Consider the following 16326-nt stretch of genomic DNA (forward strand, 5'->3'; position numbering starts at 1 on the left):
CCGAAGCATAGAGGAGACAGCATGAAACGCCTGCTCGCGGCACTGGCCGCCGCTTTCTCGTTCACCGCTTTAGCGCAGGCGCTCGACGGCCCGCTGCACCTCGTCGTCGGCTACGCACCGGGTGGTTCCACGGACCGTGTGGCGCGCATCGTCGGCGACAAGCTTCAAGCCAAGCTGGGCGTCGCGGTCGTCGTCGACAACAAGCCCGGCGCCGGCGGACGCCTCGCCGCGCAGCAGATGAAGGGCATCCCGTCCAACCAGAACCAGCTGCTGGTGGGCAACCCCGCGACGATGGTGGTGGCGCCGCTGGTGTTCAAGGACAACGGCTACGACCCGGAGAAGGACTTCGTGCCGGTGGCGCACGTGAACGACTACGAGTTCGCTGTCGCCGTGGGCCCCGCGGTGCCGGTGCGCGAGCTCACGCACCTCGTCGCGTGGCTGCGAGCGAACCCCAACCAGGCCAACTTCGGCGTGCCGGCCACGGGTAGCCTGCCGCATTTCTTCGCGCTGATGATGGGCGACAAGTCCGGCGTGAAGGCCCAGGTCATCGGCTACCGCGGCTCGGCGCCGCTGGTCTCCGACGTCGTGGGCGGCCAGGTGCCGGTGGCCATCGACACGTTCGAGACCCTGCTGCCGCAGCACGAAGGCGGCAAGCTGCGCGTGCTGGCGGTGTCGGGCGCCACGCGCAACCCGCTCGCACCGAACGTGCCCACGTTCAAGGAGGCGGGCCTCGACCTCGTCGCGACCGGCTGGAACGCGTTCTTCGCGCCGGCCAGCATGCCGAAGGCCAAGGTCGACATGCTCGCGAAGGCGATCCATGAGGTGATGCAGGACCCGGACACGCGGCGCAAGTTCACCGACCAGAAAATGACGCCCGTGGTCGCGACGCAGGCGCAAAGCGCCGCGATGCTGCAGAAGTACCGCGCGCAATGGGCGCCGGCGGTGCAGAAGTCCGGCTACCAGCCTTGAAGCGGCCGAACGTCGTCTTCATCGTCGCCGACGACCTCGGGTACGCCGACCTGGGCTGCTACGGCGGCCGCGATGCGGAATGGGGCGCCGTCTCGCCCGTGCTGGATTCGCTCGCGGCGAACGGCATCCGCTTCACGCAAGGCTATGCGAACTCGCCCGTGTGTTCGCCGACGCGTTTCGCGCTGATGACGGCGCGCTACCAGTACCGCCTGCGCGGCGCGGCGGAAGAGCCGCTCAGCATCCGCACGCGCGCCAGCGGCACGCTCGGGCTGCCGCCGGCGCATCCCACGCTGCCTTCGTTGCTGAAGGACGCAGGCTATCGCACCGCCCTCGTGGGCAAGTGGCACCTGGGCTACCCGCCGCACTTCGGCCCGCTCAAGTCCGGCTATGAGGATTTCTACGGGCCGATGTCCGGCGGCGTCGACTACTTCACGCACTGCGGCACGAACGGCGAGCATGACCTGTGGGAGAAGGAGGCGGAGCGCACCGACGCCGGTTACCTCACCGACCTGCTGTCGCGGCGCGCCGTGCAGTGGATCGAGGGCGTTGCGAAAGGGGACGCACCCTTCTTCCTGAGCCTGCACTACACCGCGCCGCACTGGCCGTGGGAAACGCGCGAGGACGAGGCGCTGGCGCAGGACGTGAAGGACAACCTCTTCCACCTGCACGGCGGCAGCATCGACACCTACCGCCGCATGATCCACCACATGGACGAAGGCATTGGCTGGGTGATGGATGCCCTGCGCCGCGCCGGCGTCGAGCGCGACACGCTCGTCGTCTTCACCAGCGACAACGGCGGCGAACGCTTCTCCGACAACTGGCCGCTGGTGGGCGGCAAGATGGACCTGACCGAAGGCGGCATCCGCGTGCCGTGGGTCGCGCACTGGCCCGCCGCCATCGCCGCGGGCGGCGTGACGGACCAGGCCTGCATGACCATGGACTGGTCGGCGACGATGCTCGACGCGGCGGGCGTGGCGGCCGACCCCGACTATGCGCTGGACGGCGTGTCGCTGTTGCCGGTGCTGCGCGAGCCGTCGCGCACCTTCCGCCGCCCCTTGTACTGGCGCATGAAGCACCGCGGCCAACGCGCGCTGCGCGACGGCGACTGGAAGTACCTGCGCGTGGACGGCCACGACTACCTGTTCGACATCGCTGCGGACGAACGCGAGCGCGCCAACCGCGCGGGCCGCGACCCGCGCCGCCTGGAACGCATGCGCGAAGCCTGGGAAGCGTGGAACGCGACGATGCCCGCCATTCCCGACGACGCGGCCGTGTACCCGGGCTTCGGCGCCAAGGACATGCCGCAGCGATGACGCGCTTCGCCCGCCACCTGCCCTTCCTCGCCTGGCCGCGCCTCACGCCGGCGCTCGCCCGCAACGAGGCGGTCTCGGCGCTGACGGTGGCGCTGGTGATGATCCCGCAGTCGGTCGCGTACGCGCACCTCGCCGGTATGCCGCTGATCGCGGGGCTGTACGCCACGTTCCTGCCGCCGCTGCTGTCGGTGCTGTTCAGCGCATCGACGCGCCTCTCGGTGGGCCCATCGGCGCTGTCGAGCGTGCTGGTCGGCGCGTCGCTCGCGGGATTGGCTGCACCCGCGTCGGCCGAGTGGGTGATGCTGGCCGTGTGGATGGCGCTCGTCGCGGGCTTCGTGCAGTTGGCGCTGGGCGCGTTGCGCGCGGCATGGGTCCTCAACCTCGTGAGCTCGCCGATCCTCGCCGGCTTCAGCCAGGCGGCGGCGCTGTTGATCATCGTGTCGCAGGTTCCGGCCCTGCTGGGCCTCGCCGGCGGCATCGAGACGCTCCCGCAAGGCCCCGCGCATCCCACCGCGCTGGCGTTCGGGCTGGGCAGCGTGGCGCTCTTCATCCTGGGCAAACGTTTCGCGCCGCGGTTGCCGATGGTGCTCATCGTGCTGCTGGCGTCCGCGGCGATCGCCAAGTGGACCGGGTGGTCGGCGCACGGCAGCGTGGTCGGCGACCTGCCCGCCGGTTTCCCGTCGCCGTACGCGCCGGGATGGCCGACATTGGCCACGCTGCACGCCATCGTGATCCCGGCGCTGGTGCTCGCCCTCGTCAGCTCGCTGGAGATGGCGGCCAGCGCCAAGATCGAGAGCCAGCGCGACGGCAAGCGCTGGGACGCCAACCAGGACCTCATCGGCCAGGGCGTGGGCAAGATCGCATCGGCGTTCAGCGGCAGCTTCCCGACCAGCACCTCGTTCTCGCGTTCGGCGCTGACGCTGTACTCCGGCGCGAAGACCGGGTGGGCCACCGTGTTCGCCGCGGCGTTCGTCGCGTTGGCCCTGTTGTTCTTCACGCCCGTGCTGCACCACGTGCCGCGCGCGGTGCTCGCGGCAATCGTCGTCGCGGCGGTGCTGAACCTCGTCAAGCCGGCGACCTTCTGGCGCGTGGGGCGCATCGACCGCATCGAGGCCGCGATTGCGCTCGTCACCTTCGCCGTCACGCTGGCGGCGGCGCCGCGCATCTACTGGGGCGTGCTGGCGGGCGTGGTGCTGGGCCTGTGCCACTTCCTCTACATGCGGCTGCACCCGCGCATCATCGAGGTGGGCCTGCACCCCGACGGCAGCCTGCGCGACCGCCACCTGTGGAAGCTCGAACCGCTCGGGCCCGACGTGTACGCATTGCGCATGGACGGCGAGCTGGACTTCGCCTCGTCCACCTGGTTCGAGGAAGCGATCGTCGACCACATCGCCGCGCATCCCGGCACGCGCCACGTGGTGATGTTCGCGCAGCCCATCAACCGCATCGACACCACCGGCGTGGAAACCTTCATGCAGTTGCGCGCGATGCTGGAGGGCCGGGGCATCGCGCTGCACGTCAGCGGGATCAAGCTGCCGGTGGAGCGCGTGCTGGAAAAGGCCGGCGCGCTGAAGGCCTCGCCCCTGCTCCACATGTATCGAACCGATGCGGAAGCGCTCGAAGCATTGCGCAACAACGCATCGGTGCAAGCCGTGTAACGAGTCGCATCGCGACGCATTTCCGGTATTGCTGGGCTTGCCACAGCTCGACAAGAATGTTCTCGCAGGCCGCTGGCCTGTGGAGGACGAGATGGCTCGATGGATCCACATGGCCGCAGCCGCGGGCGCGGCCTTCCTTGCCGGGTGCGGCGGAGGCGACGCCGTGATGACGCTGGCCGGACAGCAGCAGCAGTCCGCGCTCGTCGCCGCGGCGCCGGTTTCGAATGCCGCGGCGGTGCGTTTCCTGGAGCAGGCGACCTTCGGGCCGACGCCGGGCGAGGTCGCGCACGTTCAATCCGTGGGCTTCGACGCGTGGCTGAACGAACAGTTCGCCATGAAGCCCACGCAGTTCCCCAATGCCAGCGACCGCACTTCGCTCGAGGCGGTGCAGGCCTCGTTCTTCAACATCGCCGTCAATGCGCCCGACCAGCTGCGCCAGCGCGTGGCCTTCGCGCTCGGGCAGGTGATGGTGGTGAGCGACCAGAAGCTGGACAACCGGGCGGCCATCGCCAGCTACCAGCGCGTGCTGGTCACCGGCGCATTCGGCAACTACCGGCAGCTGCTCAAGGACGTGACGCTGTCGCCCGCCATGGGCACCTACCTGGACATGGCGAACAACGTGAAGGAGGACCCGGAAGCGGGCACCGCCCCCAACGAGAACTACGCCCGCGAGGTGCTGCAGCTCTTCTCCGTCGGGCTGGTCAAGCTCAATTCCGACGGCACGCCGGTCCTCGATACCGGCGGCAAGCCCATCGCCACCTATTCGCAGGAGACGGTGGAGGGCTTCGCGCACGTGTTCACCGGCTGGACCTATCCCTCGAAGAGGCGCAGCAAGTTCCCCACGCTCAACGGCCCGCTCTACACCGGCCCGCTGCAGCTGGTGGAGTCATACCACCAGGGCGGCACGAAGCAATTGCTCGACGGCGCGACGGTGTCGCAGGGCGCGGCGGCGGAGATGGAGGTCGCCCTGGACAACATCGCCGGGCATCCCAACGTCGGCCCGTTCATCGGCACGCGCCTGATCCAGGCGCTTGTGAAGAGCAACCCCTCGCCGGCCTACGTGCAGCGCGTGGCCGCCGCCTTCGCCAACAACGGCAGCGGGCAACGCGGCGACATGAAGGCCGTGATCCGCGCGGTGCTGCTGGACGCGGAGGCCAGAGCCGGCGACACGCAGGCGGCGGCGGCTTCCGACGGCAAGCTGCGCGAGCCGGTGCTGTACATGACGCGGCTGATGCGCGCGTTCGCAACGCGCACCTCCGGCGTCGGCTTGCCGTACTACGCGCAGTCGATGCGGCAGGACGTGTTCGACGCGCCCTCGGTGTTCAACTTCTACCCGCCTTCGTACAAGCCCCAGGGCTACACGTTGTACGGCCCCGAATTCAAGCTGCTCAACTCGCCTTCGGTGGCATCACGCCTGAACTTTGCGTGGGACTTCGCCAACGGCGGCCTGCCGAACAAGACGCTCCCGAACTTCACGCCGCTGGTGGCGGCCGCGACCGCCGGCGACGCCGCGCTGGTCGCGCAGCTGGATGCCACGCTGATGCACGGGACGATGCCTGACGGCATGAAGTCCACCCTGGCGACGGCGCTGGTCTCGTCGGGCGCCGCGCCGCGCGAACGCGCGATGCTGGCGCTGTACCTCGTGGCCGCGAGCCCGGCTTTCAACATCCAGAGGTGATCGCGATGGACCGTCGACAATTCCTGAAACTTGGCGCCTTCTCCGCGCTGGCCACGGGCGGACTGGGGTCCTTGGTCGCCAGCGCCGCGGGCAGCGACTACCGCGCGGCCGTGTGCGTGTTCCTCGCCGGCGGCTGCGACGCGAACAACCTCGTCGTGCCCACCGACACCGCGCGCTATGCGATGTACGCCGGCGCAAGGCCGCGCCTGGCGATCCCGCGCGAGCAGCTGCTGGCCATCGCCCCGGCCTCCGGCGGCTCCTACGGGCTGCATCCGCAACTGGGCGCCTTGCAGGCGCTCTTCAACCAGCAGCGCCTGGCGGTGCTGGCCAATGTCGGCACGCTCGTGAAGCCGACCACGGCGGAACAAGCGAAGTCGGGCGCGTGGCCCTTGCCCGACAACCTGCTGTCCCACATCGACCAGCAGAACCAGTGGGTGATGCTCAACCCGGGCATGCCCGTCGCCGTGACGGGCTGGGGCGGGCGCACCGCCGACCTGCTGCGGCCGGCGAACGCCACCGCGCGCTTCCCCGCCACGGTGTCGGCCGCGGGCAGCAATGTCTTCTGCGACGGCTTGGCCACGGGCGCGGGTGTGATCGATCCGTGGGGCTCGGTGTCGTTCGCGGGTGCGGGCGGCTCCCCGGTGGACCGCGCGCGCATGGCGGCCCTCACCCAGTTCGCGCCCGCCGCGGGCGCACCACAACTGGACTCGGCGTACAACGATGCACTGTCCGGCGCGCTGCTGCAGGACCGGCTGCTGGACGCCGCGTATGAGACGACCTTGCCCGTCGAATTCCCCGACAGCTACCTCGGCCTGCAGCTGTACCGCGTGGCCCAGCTCATCGCGTCGCGCGGCGCGCTGGGCATGTCGCGCCAGCTGTTCTACGTGGAGCAAGGCGGCTACGACACCCACGCGGGCCAGGCCGATTCGCTGCAGGAACTGCTGGGCGAGTTGTCGGAGGCGCTGGGCGCCTTCGCCGCGACGATGCTCGCGCTCGGCGTCGACCCGAACGTCGTGACCTTCACGCATTCGGAGTTCTCGCGCACGCTGATGGCGGCGGGCGACGGCGGCGACGGCACGGACCACGCGTGGGGCGGGCACAGCTTCGTGATGGGCGGTGCCGTGCGCGGCGGCGACATGTACGGCACCTTCCCGCAATTGCAGGTCGGTGGCCCCGACGACGGCAGCGACGAAGGCCGCTGGGTTCCCACGACCTCCGTCGACCAGTATGCCGCGACCATCGCCTCGTGGCTGGGCGTGGCGGACGCCGACCTCGAAACCGCCTTGCCCAACCTCGCGAACTTCACGGTGAAGAAGCTGGCGTTCCTGTGAGCGCCGCGCTCAGCCACGCGGCGCCAGCTTCGCCAGTTCCTCCGACACCAGCCGCACGATGAGGCGGTCCAGCGTGTCGACGGAATAGTTCTTCACGTCGTGCCCGGTTTCGCGGCCCGGCCCGCTCGACGGGTCGTGCGCGTCGGCATAGGTGAGGAACACGAACTTGCCGCCGGTGTACTGCGCGATCTGCCGCTGGATGAATTCGCCCTGGCGGTCCAGGCCCGACGCACCCACGCTGAACACCTTGATGCCCTTGCCCAGCGCGGCGACCATGTCGTCGTCGTAGTGCGGCGCGCCGTAGTCCAGGTGCGGCGGCGCATCGGCCAGCAGCACCACGAGCCGGGTCGCGCCGTCGCCGCGCCAGCTCAGGCGATGGACCGTTTCGTGCAGCGCTTCGTTCATTGCCTCGGGATAGTCGCCGCCGCCATCGGCGCGCAGCGGGATGAGCGCCTGGCGCAGGAAGCCGCCCACGTCGTTGGTGAAGTCGTGGGTGCGCGTGATGAAGGCGTCGCCGCGGTCGCGGTAGGCCACCAGGCCCAGGCACACGTCGGGACGGCTCGGCAGCGCGGAGACTTCCGAGACGATGGCGCGCAGGCTGGCCTTGAGCTTGTCGATTTCGTCTGACATGGAGCCGGTTGCGTCAATGAGGAAGACGAGGTCGAGGCGGGCGGGCCAGGTCGCCGCCGCGGCATCGAGGCGGACCTCGACGGCGCTCTTCTGCCCGCGCGCGAGCCGGCCCCAGGCCACGCGCCCTTCCTTGCGCACGGCCACGTCATAGGTGGGCGAGCGCCACGGGTCGAACGCGTCCGGATGCAGCCACACGCGGCCGCCGGCATCGGTGCGCGCCCACATCGCGTGGCCCGACGGGGATTGCACCGCCACCTCGGCGTCGGCGACGCCGCGGCCGCGCGCGTCCTTGACGTCCAGCAGGTAGCGCTCGCGCACGTCGCGCGGGCGGTGCACGACCGGCGTGCGCGCGACGAAGGCCAGGTACTCGGCGAAGCTGGCGTTGTCGTCGACCATGCCGACGGTCACGGGTTCGACGGGCCGCCGCTGCGGCGCGGGCTGTGGCGAGGGGAACATCCGGTGCAGCGATTCGGCGTCGGCGAGTGCACGGCCCTCGCCGCGCGTGGACGGGGCGGCTGGCGCCGCCGCGCCTTCCGCGGGGGCCGACTTCGCACGCGCGTCGCGCGATGCCAGCGCATCCCGCGCGTCGCGCCGGCCCTGGGCGAAGCCGGGCACCTCGCGGGTGGAGACCGGGCGGGCGCAGTTCGTGGCCGAAGGCGCGCGGAAGTTCGGCACGCTGCGCACGATGGGCCCCGGTGTCGAAGGCATGGCCGGCTCGGGGTCGGGCCACAGGCCTTGCGGCTGGGCCGAAACGCTGCAGGCCGAGAGCACGAGCTGGGCGGCGACGAGCGCGGCGACGGTGCGGAAGAAGGGCGGGCGGTGCATGGCAGCTCCTGGGGTTGGGATGCAGGCTCACACGGGCCACGCGCGCCGGTGGGGTGAAAAGATCGCGCCGGGTTTAACCCCGATCCGCGGCGCCGCCCGTACAACGTGGTGTGACAATCCGCCCATGCCGAGGCTGCCCCGCGACATGCCCGACGAGGACCTGATGCTTGCCTATGCGAAGGGCGACGTGCAGGCCTTCGACGAGCTGTACGCGCGGCACGAAGGCGCGCTGTTCCGCTTCGTGCGGCGCGTGCTCGGCGGCGCACTGGCCGCGCAGGCTGACGAGGTGTTCCAGGACACGTGGGTGCGCATCATCGCGGCGCGCGAGTCCTTCTCGCCGCAGGGCGCGAGCTGGCGCACCTGGGCCTTCACCATCGCGCACAACCTCGCGATCGACCGGCTGCGCACCAGCGGCCGCGAAGTCTCGCTGGCCACGCAGGATGACGGTGACGATCCGCTCGACTGGCTCGAAGGCGCGCTCGATGCGAGCCATCCGTCCAGCGAGGACGAGGCCTTCTGGCGCGCCGCGGGCCGCCAGCTGTTGCACTGCCTCGACGAATTGCCGGAGGCTCAGCGTGCGGCGTTCCTGCTGCACCACGAGGACGGCGCGAGCGTGGAGGACATGGCCCGCCACCTGGGCCTGCCGTTCGAGACGGCCAAGAGCCGGCTGCGCTACGCGCTCACGAAGCTGCGCGGCTGCATGAAGCACTACCTGCAGACGCTGGGGGCGGCGGCATGACCGAGCTGCGCGATGCGAGGTTGAAGCGCGCGCTGCAGGCGGCGCCGGATGTGGCGGCCGAACCCGGCGCGGCGACAAGGCAAGCCATCCGCGATGCGGCGCGGCACGCGGTCGCCAAGCCTGTCATCGCCCTTCCCTGGTGGCGGCGCCTGCTCGTGCCCGAATCGCGCATGCCGTGGAACGCCGCGTTGGCCAGCGTCATGCTCGCGGTCGTGGTCGGCGTGATGTGGCATGGCCAGGAGGTGCCGGTGCAGGAGCGCGAAGCGCCCATGGCCGCAGCACCCGCACCGCCCCCGGCCTCTGCTCCGGCCACGCCTCCGGTGGTGGTGGCGCAGCAGGCTCCTGCGCCGAAAGACCAGGCCGCGCTCGCGTCCCGCGCGAAAAGCCAGGCTGCGCCCGCGCCGAAGCCGGTGCCTGCCGCTCCACCCGCGCTCGCGGACGCGAAGACGCTTCCCCCCGCGGAAGACCTCGCACGCCGCGATGCGGCGCCGATGGCCGAAGGGCGCGCGGCGGCCGCCGCCCCGGCGCCCGCTGCTGCACCCGCCCTTCGGTCGCAACGCGCCGAATCCGCCCCTCCCCCGTGGACGGACTTGCGCATCACGAGCGGCGCACGCTCCGTGCTGGTCCCGCGTTCGCAGGCGGCGGAACTCGCTTCGCTGGTCACCGAGCGCTTCGCGGCGCGCAAGAGTGCCGATGCGCGAGCGCCGGACGGCGACCTGCGCATCGAGCTGCTGCGCGACGGCGAGCGTGTGACCGTGCTGGAAGTCGGGCCGGAGCCTTCGCCTCTGCGCGAACAGGCCTTGCGCCTGCTCGGCCGCTGACGGTCAGCAGCTGACGATCCAGCCTTCCAGCGGATCGAGTTCCGCTGGCAAGCCGTAGTTCGGCGGCCCTTGCCGCGCGGCCCACGCCGCCTGCACCATGCACAGCACGGCATCCAGGCTGTCGCCCATCGCGTCGGCCACGAGCGCATCGCGCTGCGCGTGCGTGAGCTTCAGGCGCAGTCCCAGTCGCGTGTCGCCGTGCTCCAGGCGCGTGACGAGGTCCTTGCGCGCGATTAGGCGCTCGGGCGTCTGCTTGGCCTTCTCGTCGGCCTTGTAGCTGCGCCGCGCGATGAGTTCGCGCGCCAGCAAGCCGGGATAGGCTTCGAGCGCCACCCGTTTCGTGTCGCCGGCGTGCAGGCCCGGCATGTGCACGCCGGCTTCGATCAGCAGCGGCAGCGCCGCGTGCAACATGTACGCCACCGGCGGGTTCACCCACTTCATCGACGGGCTGGAGCCGGCGCGCTTGTCGAACAGGCGGTGCGCGAACTTGTTGCCCACGGGCCGCGCATCGCAGAACGCGGCGAAGGTCTCGCGGATCTGCGGGCGCGACAGCGTGGCGTAGTGCGCCATGCACTCGCGCCACGTGAGCGGCCATCCCAAGTGCTCGACGAGTTCGCGCGGCAGGCCGAAGGGAAAGTCGAACCCGCCCACCCAATCGGTCGGCTGCTTCAGCCACAGGCCGAATGCTTCGAGCGACTCGAGCTTTTCGATCCGCTGCAGCACCACGGCCTCGCGCGCAACGGCGCCCCACGCGATGACGATGGGCTTGCGGCGCGTCGGCGTGCTGGAGAAGTCGCAGCCGAGGACCGGCGGCGGGTTCACTTCGGCGCGCCGAGCGCGGCGCGCACTTCGTCCGGGATCGGCACGCTCTTGAGCGGCGAGCCCGGCCCGGATTCGTAGCGGCACCACACGCGCGACTCGCTGCCGCGCGCGAGCAGCCGGCCGTCGTCGGCCATCACGAACTCATGCGACAGCGAGAACGAGCTGCGGCCCCACTTGGAGACCTGCGAGCGGACTTCGATCTCGTCGCCGAAGAAGGGCGAGGCCATGAACTCGCAGCGCGAATCGACAAGCGGCAGCGAGAAATGCTCGGCGCGCATGCGGTCGGCCGGAAAGCCCGCCTCGGCGAACAAGGCCCACGTGGCCTCGTCCATGAAGCGGTAGTAGTTGGGGTAGAAGATGATGCCCGCCGGGTCGCATTCGCCCCAGGCGAGCGTGCGGCGGGTGACGCACGGGTGCGTCATCGGAATGCTACGCCCGTCCGCAGATGGAGGCCGTGGCCATCAGGTCTTCGAGCAGCGCCAGCGACACCTTGCCGGAGACGGCATACGGGTCGAGCTCGGCCTTCTCCGAGTACTTGAGCAGGATCGAGTGGTTCACCTTGGAGATGTTCACCTGCCCCATGCTCCAGCCGCCGAAGCGGCGCTCGAAGATTTCCTCGAATGAGAGCACGGCCACGTCCTTGTGGCGCGCGTCCTTGATGATGTGGCCGAACAGCTCGCTCACCTGCATGCGCCCGCCCTCGATGGCCTGCAGGAAGATGCCGCCGCCGTAGCAGAGGATGCCGGTGATGCCGCTGACCGGGTTGTGCTGGCGCGATTGCGTGAGGATGGCCTCGATCGCCTCGGGGCTGGTGTCGACGGCGCGGCTGCAATAAAGGAGGCGGACGAGCATCGTGGTCAGCCCTTCTGCGGAATGAGCGACAGGAATTCGCGGCGCAGCGCCGAGTTCTTCAGGAACACGCCGCGCATCACCGAGTTGATCATCTTGCTGTCCAGGTCCTTCACGCCGCGCCACGCCATGCAGTAGTGGCTGGCTTCCATGACGACCGCGAGGCCATCGGGCTGCGTCTTTTCCATGATCAGGTCCGCGAGTTGCACCACGGCCTCTTCCTGGATCTGCGGGCGGCCCATGATGTATTCGGCCAGGCGCGCGTACTTGGACAGGCCGATGACGTTGGTGTGCTCGTTGGGCATCACGCCGACCCACAGCTTGCCGATGACGGGGCAGAAGTGGTGGCTGCAGGCGCTGCGCACGGTGATCGGGCCGACGATCATCAGCTCGTTCAGGTGTTCGGCGTTGGGGAACTCGGTGATGGTGGGCTGCTTGGCGTAACGGCCGCGGAACACCTCGTTCAGGTACATCTTGGCGATGCGCCGCGCGGTGTCGTTGGTGTTGTGGTCGCTGGCCGTGTCGATGACCATGGCGTCCAGCACGCCCTGCATCTTGTGCTCGACCTCGTCCAGCAGCTTCTCCATCTCGCCGGGCTCGATGAAGGCCGAGATGTTGTCGTTGGAGTGGAAACGCTTGCGCGCCGCGATCAGGCGTTCGCGGATCTTCTGCGACACCGGCACGCCTTCGTCGGCGGCCTGCTTCGCGAGGTTGGCGGAAGGTTCGGCTTTCATAGAACTAACACAATGTTAGCACTCGCTCTATGCCCCTACAGTCCCAGGAGTGCCTCCAGGTCGCCCAATGTGTTGGCTTCGTGCAAAGGCTTGTCGTGCCGGATGCGCAGCATGCGCGGGAAGCGCACGGCGATGCCGCTGCGGTGGCGCTTGCTGCGGTTGATGCCCTCGAAGCCCAGCTCGAAGACCAGCTGGGGCTTGACGCTGCGCACGGGGCCGAACTTCTCCACCGTGTTCTTGCGGATGAGGGCATCGACCTGGCGGAACTCCTCGTCGGTGAGGCCCGAGTAGGCCTTGGCGAAGGGCACCAGCTGCAGCTCGCCCTCCTTCGGCGGCTCCTTGCGCAGGATGGCCTGCACGACGGCGTCGGCTTCTTCCTTGCCCTGCGGCGCGCGGTTCCACACGGCGAAGGTGTAGTCGGTGTGGACGGACGAGCGCCGGCCCGAGCCCGGCTGCGCATAGACCAGCACGCAGTCCACCGACATCGGGTCGACCTTCCACTTCCACCACAGGCCCTCGGCCTTGGTGCGGCCCGTGCCGTAGGCGGCGTCCATGCGCTTGAGCATGAAGCCCTCGACGCCGAGCTCGCGCGAGCGCTCGCGCTGGCGGGCGAACTCGAGCCATGACGCGGCGCGTTCGATCGGCGAGATGCGGATGCGCGTGCCTTGCAGGATCGACTCGAGCCGTGCGCGCCGTTCGCGCTGCGGCAGCGCGCGCACATCCTCGCCGTCCTGCTCCAGCAGGTCGTAGGCCATGAAGCCGACCGGCGCTTCCTCCAGGATCTTCTTCGACAGGTTCTTGCGGCCGATGCGCTGCTGCAGGATGGAAAAAGGCGCCGGGCGGTTGTCCGCCTCGTTCCACACCAGGATCTCGCCGTCGATGACCGTGCCGTTGGGCAACGCCTGTGCGAGCGCCACGATTTCGGGGAAGCGCTCGGTCGCGAGCTCCTCGCCGCGCGTCCAGATCCACACCTGCCCTTCGCGCTTGATCACCTGCCCGCGGATGCCGTCGTACTTCCACTCGACCATCCAGTCCTCGACCGGGCCCAGGCGCGGCTTGAACAGCTCGACCGGCGCGTCGAGCTGGTGGGCCAGGAAGAAGGGATAGGGTTGCCCGACGTCGCGCACTTCCTCGGCGCCTTCCCGCGCGACGAGGGCTTCGTAGCGCTGCGCCGAAGGCACGACCTTGCCGTCGGTGTAGCCCATCATGCGCTGCGCGACGCGCTTGGCGTCGACACCCGCGTGCGCGGCCAGCGCCCGCTGCACCAGCAACTTGCTCACGCCGACGCGGAAGGCGCCGCCGATCAGCTTGGTGAGCAGGAAACGCCCTTGCGAATCGAGCTCCAGCCAGTAGGACTTGATGCGCGGCGCGATGTCCTCGAAGGGCAAGCCGCGCAAGGGCAGCAGGCGGTCCTCGATCCACTCCGCCAGGCCCAGGTCGGTGGTCTCGCCATCCAGGGGAAGCACCAGCGCGATCGTCTCGGCCAAATCGCCCACCTGCTCGTAGCACTCGTCGAACAGCCACGGCTCGATGCGCGCGACTTCGCAGGCCAGCACCCCCAGCGACCCCATCGGCACGACCTGCCGCGGCTTGCCGCCGGCCAGGAAGTACACGGCCCATGCCGCATCACGCGGCGGCGCTTCGTTGAAGTAGCGGGTGAGCGCCTCGACCTTGGCGTTGGTCGACGTCGTCTGGTCGAGTTCGGCGAACAGCTGCGAGAAGCGCTTCACTTCGCGCCCTCCTCCGCCGCCGCATCGGCCTCCACGACGTCGTCGCCGTACTCCGTCTCGAACGAGCCCGCCTCGAGTCCCTGCTCCGCGAGGTAGCGCACCATGGCGGCCGAGCTGCCATGCGTGACGATCACGCGCGACGCGCCGGTCGCGCCGATCGCTTTCAACAACCCCGGCCAGTCCGCGTGGTCCGACAGCACGAAGCCGCGGTCGTAGCCGCCGCGGCGCCGGTTGCCGCGCACCTGCATCCAGCCGCTGGCGAAGGCCAGTTGCGCGTCGGCGCCGAAACGCCGCATCCACGGGCTGGCCGCGGCGCTCGGCGGGCAGACGACCAGCGCGCGCTTGATGTCCGCGCGCGCGATCGTGAAGGCCGACTGCGTCTCGGGCAGCTCGACACCCGCTTCGCGGTAGGCGCGGTTGAGCGGCTCCACGGCGCCATGCACGACGATGGGGCCGATCGACGGGTCGACGCCCGACAGCAGCCGCTGCGCCTTGCCAAAGGAGTAGCAGGTGAGCACGCTGGCGCGGTTGTGCTCCACGTTGCGCGCCCACCAAGCGTTGATCTGCGCGAACAGGTCGGCGTCGTCGCACCAGCGGTAGATCGGCAGGCCGAAGGTCGATTCGGTGATGAACACGTCGCAGCGCACCGGCTCGAACGGCGCGCAGGTACGGTCGGGCGCCACCTTGTAGTCGCCGCTGGCCACCCACACTTGCCCGCCATGCTCGAGCCGCACCTGCGCCGAGCCCAGCACATGCCCCGCCGGGTGCAGCGACAGCGTGACGCCGTTGTGCACGATGCGCTCGCCGTACGGCAGCAGCTGGAGGTTGATCTCGCCGAGGCGCGCGCGCAGCACGCCTTCCGACGGCGCCGACGCGAGGTAGTGGCCGCTGCCGTAGCGCGCGTGGTCCGAGTGCGCGTGCGTGATCACGGCGCGCGCGACCGGGCGCCACGGGTCGATGTAGAAGTCGCCCGGCGGGCAGTACAGGCCCTCGGGCCGCTGGACCACGAGGTCGGGCACTACAGGTATTTCTTTCCCTGGATCATGAGCAACACCCGCATGATGCCCAAGGCAAGGCGTTCGAGGACGCGCTGGTGCAGCGGGCGGTTGGCGTACTCATCCGGGTTCATGCGCCGGCCCTCCTCGGCCATGGCGCGGCGCAGGCGCGCCGTCAGCTGCCCGGCGAACTCGCGGTCCTCCACGACGATGTTGGCCTCGCGCGCCAGCAGCAGGCTCAGCGGGTCCAGGTTGGACGAGCCCACCGTGGCCCAGTGCCCATCCACCGTCGCCACCTTCGCATGCAGGAAGCTCGCCGAGTATTCGTAGATCTCCACGCCCGCGGCCAGCAGCGCGCCATAGACGGGGCGCGAGGCGTAGTACTGCATGAAGTATTCGTAGCGCCCCTGCAGCAGCAGGCTCACCTTCACGCCGCGCTTTGCGGCCGAGATCAGGGCACGCCGCATCTTGCCGCCCGGCACGAAGTAGGCGTTGGCGATGATGATCTCGTCGTGTGCGCGGCCGATGGCGCGGCGGTAGGCCTTCTCGATGCGGCCGCGGTTGCGGACGTTGTCGCGCAGGACCAGTGCCGCGCGCGAACGCGACTCGGGATGTTCCGGCGGCGGCAGCGGCACGGCAGCAGCTGTCGACGGGCGCAGCGACGACAGCGCGCCCGCCAGCCGCGCATAACCCTTGACGGTCTTGAAGCGCTGCCACGTGCGCCGCATCGCCAGGTGCGCATAGCCCACCAGCGGCCCGCGCGCCTGCACGGCGAAGTCGAAGCGCGGCGACGTCAGCGGGCCGTGGTTCGGGTCGTGGAAGTCGTCGAGGATGTTGATGCCGCCGCAGAAAGCGAGGTTGCCGTCGACGACGCACAGCTTGCGGTGCAATCGCCGCCAACTGCCCGGCCACAGCAGGTCCCAGTTGCCGATGGGGCGGTACATCCGCCACTGGACACCCGCGTCGAGGAAGCGCTCTTCCCAGATGGGCGGCGGCGGCGCGCTGCCGAAGCCGTCGGCGACCACGCGCACGGTGACCCCACGCCGCGCCGCGCGCTCGAGTGCATACGCGACCTCCGCGGCGCCGCCGGTGAAATCGAAGATGTACGTTTCGAGCAGCACTTCCGCCCGCGCCGAGTCGATCGCCGCCACCAGCGCGGCGAAGTACTGCTGGCTGCCTTCGAGCAACACGAGCTCGTGGCCGGGCCGGGGCATCCAGGAAGCGATCGCCAT

15 protein-coding genes are annotated in these 16326 nt (G+C 69.9%); 7 read left to right on the forward strand and 8 right to left on the reverse strand.

What is annotated here, in order from left to right; all coding sequences use genetic code 11:
* Positions 1–21 precede the first annotated feature (21 nt).
* The 5 genes from WG903_RS18550 (at position 22) to WG903_RS18570 (ending at position 6949) form a co-directional block, all read left to right on the forward strand.
* Positions 22–969, forward strand: coding sequence for a Bug family tripartite tricarboxylate transporter substrate binding protein (locus WG903_RS18550; protein ID WP_340078061.1), 948 nt, complete (start codon positions 22–24; stop codon positions 967–969).
* Positions 966–2282: a sulfatase family protein gene (locus WG903_RS18555; protein ID WP_340078062.1), complete on the forward strand. Its 1317-nt coding sequence runs from the start codon at positions 966–968 to the stop codon at positions 2280–2282. The genes WG903_RS18550 and WG903_RS18555 overlap by 4 nt, the downstream gene beginning before the upstream one ends.
* The gene (locus tag WG903_RS18560) at positions 2279–3940 is read left to right on the forward strand and encodes a SulP family inorganic anion transporter (RefSeq protein WP_340078063.1); all 1662 of its coding nucleotides are present in this window, start codon (positions 2279–2281) and stop codon (positions 3938–3940) included. The genes WG903_RS18555 and WG903_RS18560 overlap by 4 nt, the downstream gene beginning before the upstream one ends.
* Positions 3941–4031: 91 nt before the next feature.
* On the forward strand, positions 4032–5618 hold the full coding sequence (locus tag WG903_RS18565; RefSeq protein ID WP_340078064.1) for a DUF1800 domain-containing protein: 1587 nt from the start codon (positions 4032–4034) through the stop codon (positions 5616–5618).
* 5 nt (positions 5619–5623) lie between these two features.
* A complete protein-coding gene (locus WG903_RS18570; protein ID WP_340078065.1) occupies positions 5624–6949 on the forward strand; it encodes a DUF1501 domain-containing protein in 1326 nt (441 codons plus the stop codon).
* Between the two features lie 9 nt (positions 6950–6958).
* Here WG903_RS18570 and WG903_RS18575 read toward each other — a convergent pair whose 3' ends face one another.
* On the reverse strand, positions 6959–8404 hold the full coding sequence (locus tag WG903_RS18575; protein WP_340078066.1) for a VWA domain-containing protein: 1446 nt from the start codon (positions 8402–8404) through the stop codon (positions 6959–6961).
* Between the two features lie 124 nt (positions 8405–8528).
* On the opposite strand from WG903_RS18575, the gene WG903_RS18580 reads away from it, so the two are divergent.
* On the forward strand, positions 8529–9143 hold the full coding sequence (locus WG903_RS18580; protein WP_340078067.1) for a sigma-70 family RNA polymerase sigma factor: 615 nt from the start codon (positions 8529–8531) through the stop codon (positions 9141–9143).
* The gene (locus tag WG903_RS18585) at positions 9140–9964 is read left to right on the forward strand and encodes a hypothetical protein (protein WP_340078068.1); all 825 of its coding nucleotides are present in this window, start codon (positions 9140–9142) and stop codon (positions 9962–9964) included. Before WG903_RS18580 ends, WG903_RS18585 begins: the two co-directional genes overlap by 4 nt.
* A gap of 3 nt (positions 9965–9967) precedes the next feature.
* On the opposite strand, the gene WG903_RS18590 is transcribed toward WG903_RS18585, so the two are convergent.
* Genes WG903_RS18590 through clsB form a run of 7 tightly spaced genes read right to left on the reverse strand, consistent with a single transcriptional unit; the run spans position 9968 to position 16326 of the window.
* Positions 9968–10786: a DUF429 domain-containing protein gene (locus WG903_RS18590; protein WP_340078069.1), complete on the reverse strand. Its 819-nt coding sequence runs from the start codon at positions 10784–10786 to the stop codon at positions 9968–9970.
* Positions 10783–11208, reverse strand: a complete 426-nt coding sequence (locus WG903_RS18595; protein WP_340078070.1) for an acyl-CoA thioesterase — start codon at positions 11206–11208, stop codon at positions 10783–10785. Before WG903_RS18595 ends, WG903_RS18590 begins: the two co-directional genes overlap by 4 nt.
* Positions 11209–11215: 7 nt before the next feature.
* Complete coding sequence (locus WG903_RS18600; RefSeq protein WP_340078071.1) at positions 11216–11638, reverse strand: BLUF domain-containing protein; 423 nt, start codon at positions 11636–11638, stop codon at positions 11216–11218.
* A gap of 5 nt (positions 11639–11643) precedes the next feature.
* Entirely contained in the window at positions 11644–12369 is a 726-nt protein-coding gene (gene folE, locus WG903_RS18605) for a GTP cyclohydrolase I (protein ID WP_340078072.1), read from the reverse strand.
* A gap of 35 nt (positions 12370–12404) precedes the next feature.
* Positions 12405–14099 (reverse strand): ATP-dependent DNA ligase, encoded by a 1695-nt coding sequence (locus WG903_RS18610; RefSeq protein ID WP_340078073.1) that lies wholly within the window; start codon positions 14097–14099, stop codon positions 12405–12407.
* Positions 14096–15127 carry a ligase-associated DNA damage response exonuclease gene (locus tag WG903_RS18615; protein ID WP_445263637.1) on the reverse strand — a complete coding sequence of 344 codons (1032 nt, stop codon included), beginning with the start codon at positions 15125–15127 and terminating at the stop codon, positions 14096–14098. Before WG903_RS18615 ends, WG903_RS18610 begins: the two co-directional genes overlap by 4 nt.
* Positions 15118–16326 (reverse strand): cardiolipin synthase ClsB, encoded by a 1209-nt coding sequence (clsB, locus tag WG903_RS18620; RefSeq protein ID WP_340078075.1) that lies wholly within the window; start codon positions 16324–16326, stop codon positions 15118–15120. Before clsB ends, WG903_RS18615 begins: the two co-directional genes overlap by 10 nt.

Origin of the sequence: Ramlibacter sp. PS4R-6, from assembly GCF_037572775.1 — a bacterium.
Classification (GTDB): Bacteria; Pseudomonadota; Gammaproteobacteria; order Burkholderiales; family Burkholderiaceae_C; genus Ramlibacter.

What these genes read in the sequence shown, in the direction of transcription:
- clsB (WP_340078075.1), bottom strand. Translation starts at nt 16,326, where the DNA reads ATGGCGATCGCTTCCTGGATGCCCCGGCCCGGCCACGAGCTCGTGTTG.
- WG903_RS18585 (WP_340078068.1), top strand. Translation starts at nt 9,140, where the DNA reads ATGACCGAGCTGCGCGATGCGAGGTTGAAGCGCGCGCTGCAGGCGGCG.
- WG903_RS18580 (WP_340078067.1), top strand. Translation starts at nt 8,529, where the DNA reads ATGCCGAGGCTGCCCCGCGACATGCCCGACGAGGACCTGATGCTTGCC.
- WG903_RS18550 (WP_340078061.1), top strand. Translation starts at nt 22, where the DNA reads ATGAAACGCCTGCTCGCGGCACTGGCCGCCGCTTTCTCGTTCACCGCT.
- folE (WP_340078072.1), bottom strand. Translation starts at nt 12,369, where the DNA reads ATGAAAGCCGAACCTTCCGCCAACCTCGCGAAGCAGGCCGCCGACGAA.
- WG903_RS18570 (WP_340078065.1), top strand. Translation starts at nt 5,624, where the DNA reads ATGGACCGTCGACAATTCCTGAAACTTGGCGCCTTCTCCGCGCTGGCC.
- WG903_RS18600 (WP_340078071.1), bottom strand. Translation starts at nt 11,638, where the DNA reads ATGCTCGTCCGCCTCCTTTATTGCAGCCGCGCCGTCGACACCAGCCCC.
- WG903_RS18565 (WP_340078064.1), top strand. Translation starts at nt 4,032, where the DNA reads ATGGCTCGATGGATCCACATGGCCGCAGCCGCGGGCGCGGCCTTCCTT.
- WG903_RS18560 (WP_340078063.1), top strand. Translation starts at nt 2,279, where the DNA reads ATGACGCGCTTCGCCCGCCACCTGCCCTTCCTCGCCTGGCCGCGCCTC.
- WG903_RS18575 (WP_340078066.1), bottom strand. Translation starts at nt 8,404, where the DNA reads ATGCACCGCCCGCCCTTCTTCCGCACCGTCGCCGCGCTCGTCGCCGCC.
- WG903_RS18595 (WP_340078070.1), bottom strand. Translation starts at nt 11,208, where the DNA reads ATGACGCACCCGTGCGTCACCCGCCGCACGCTCGCCTGGGGCGAATGC.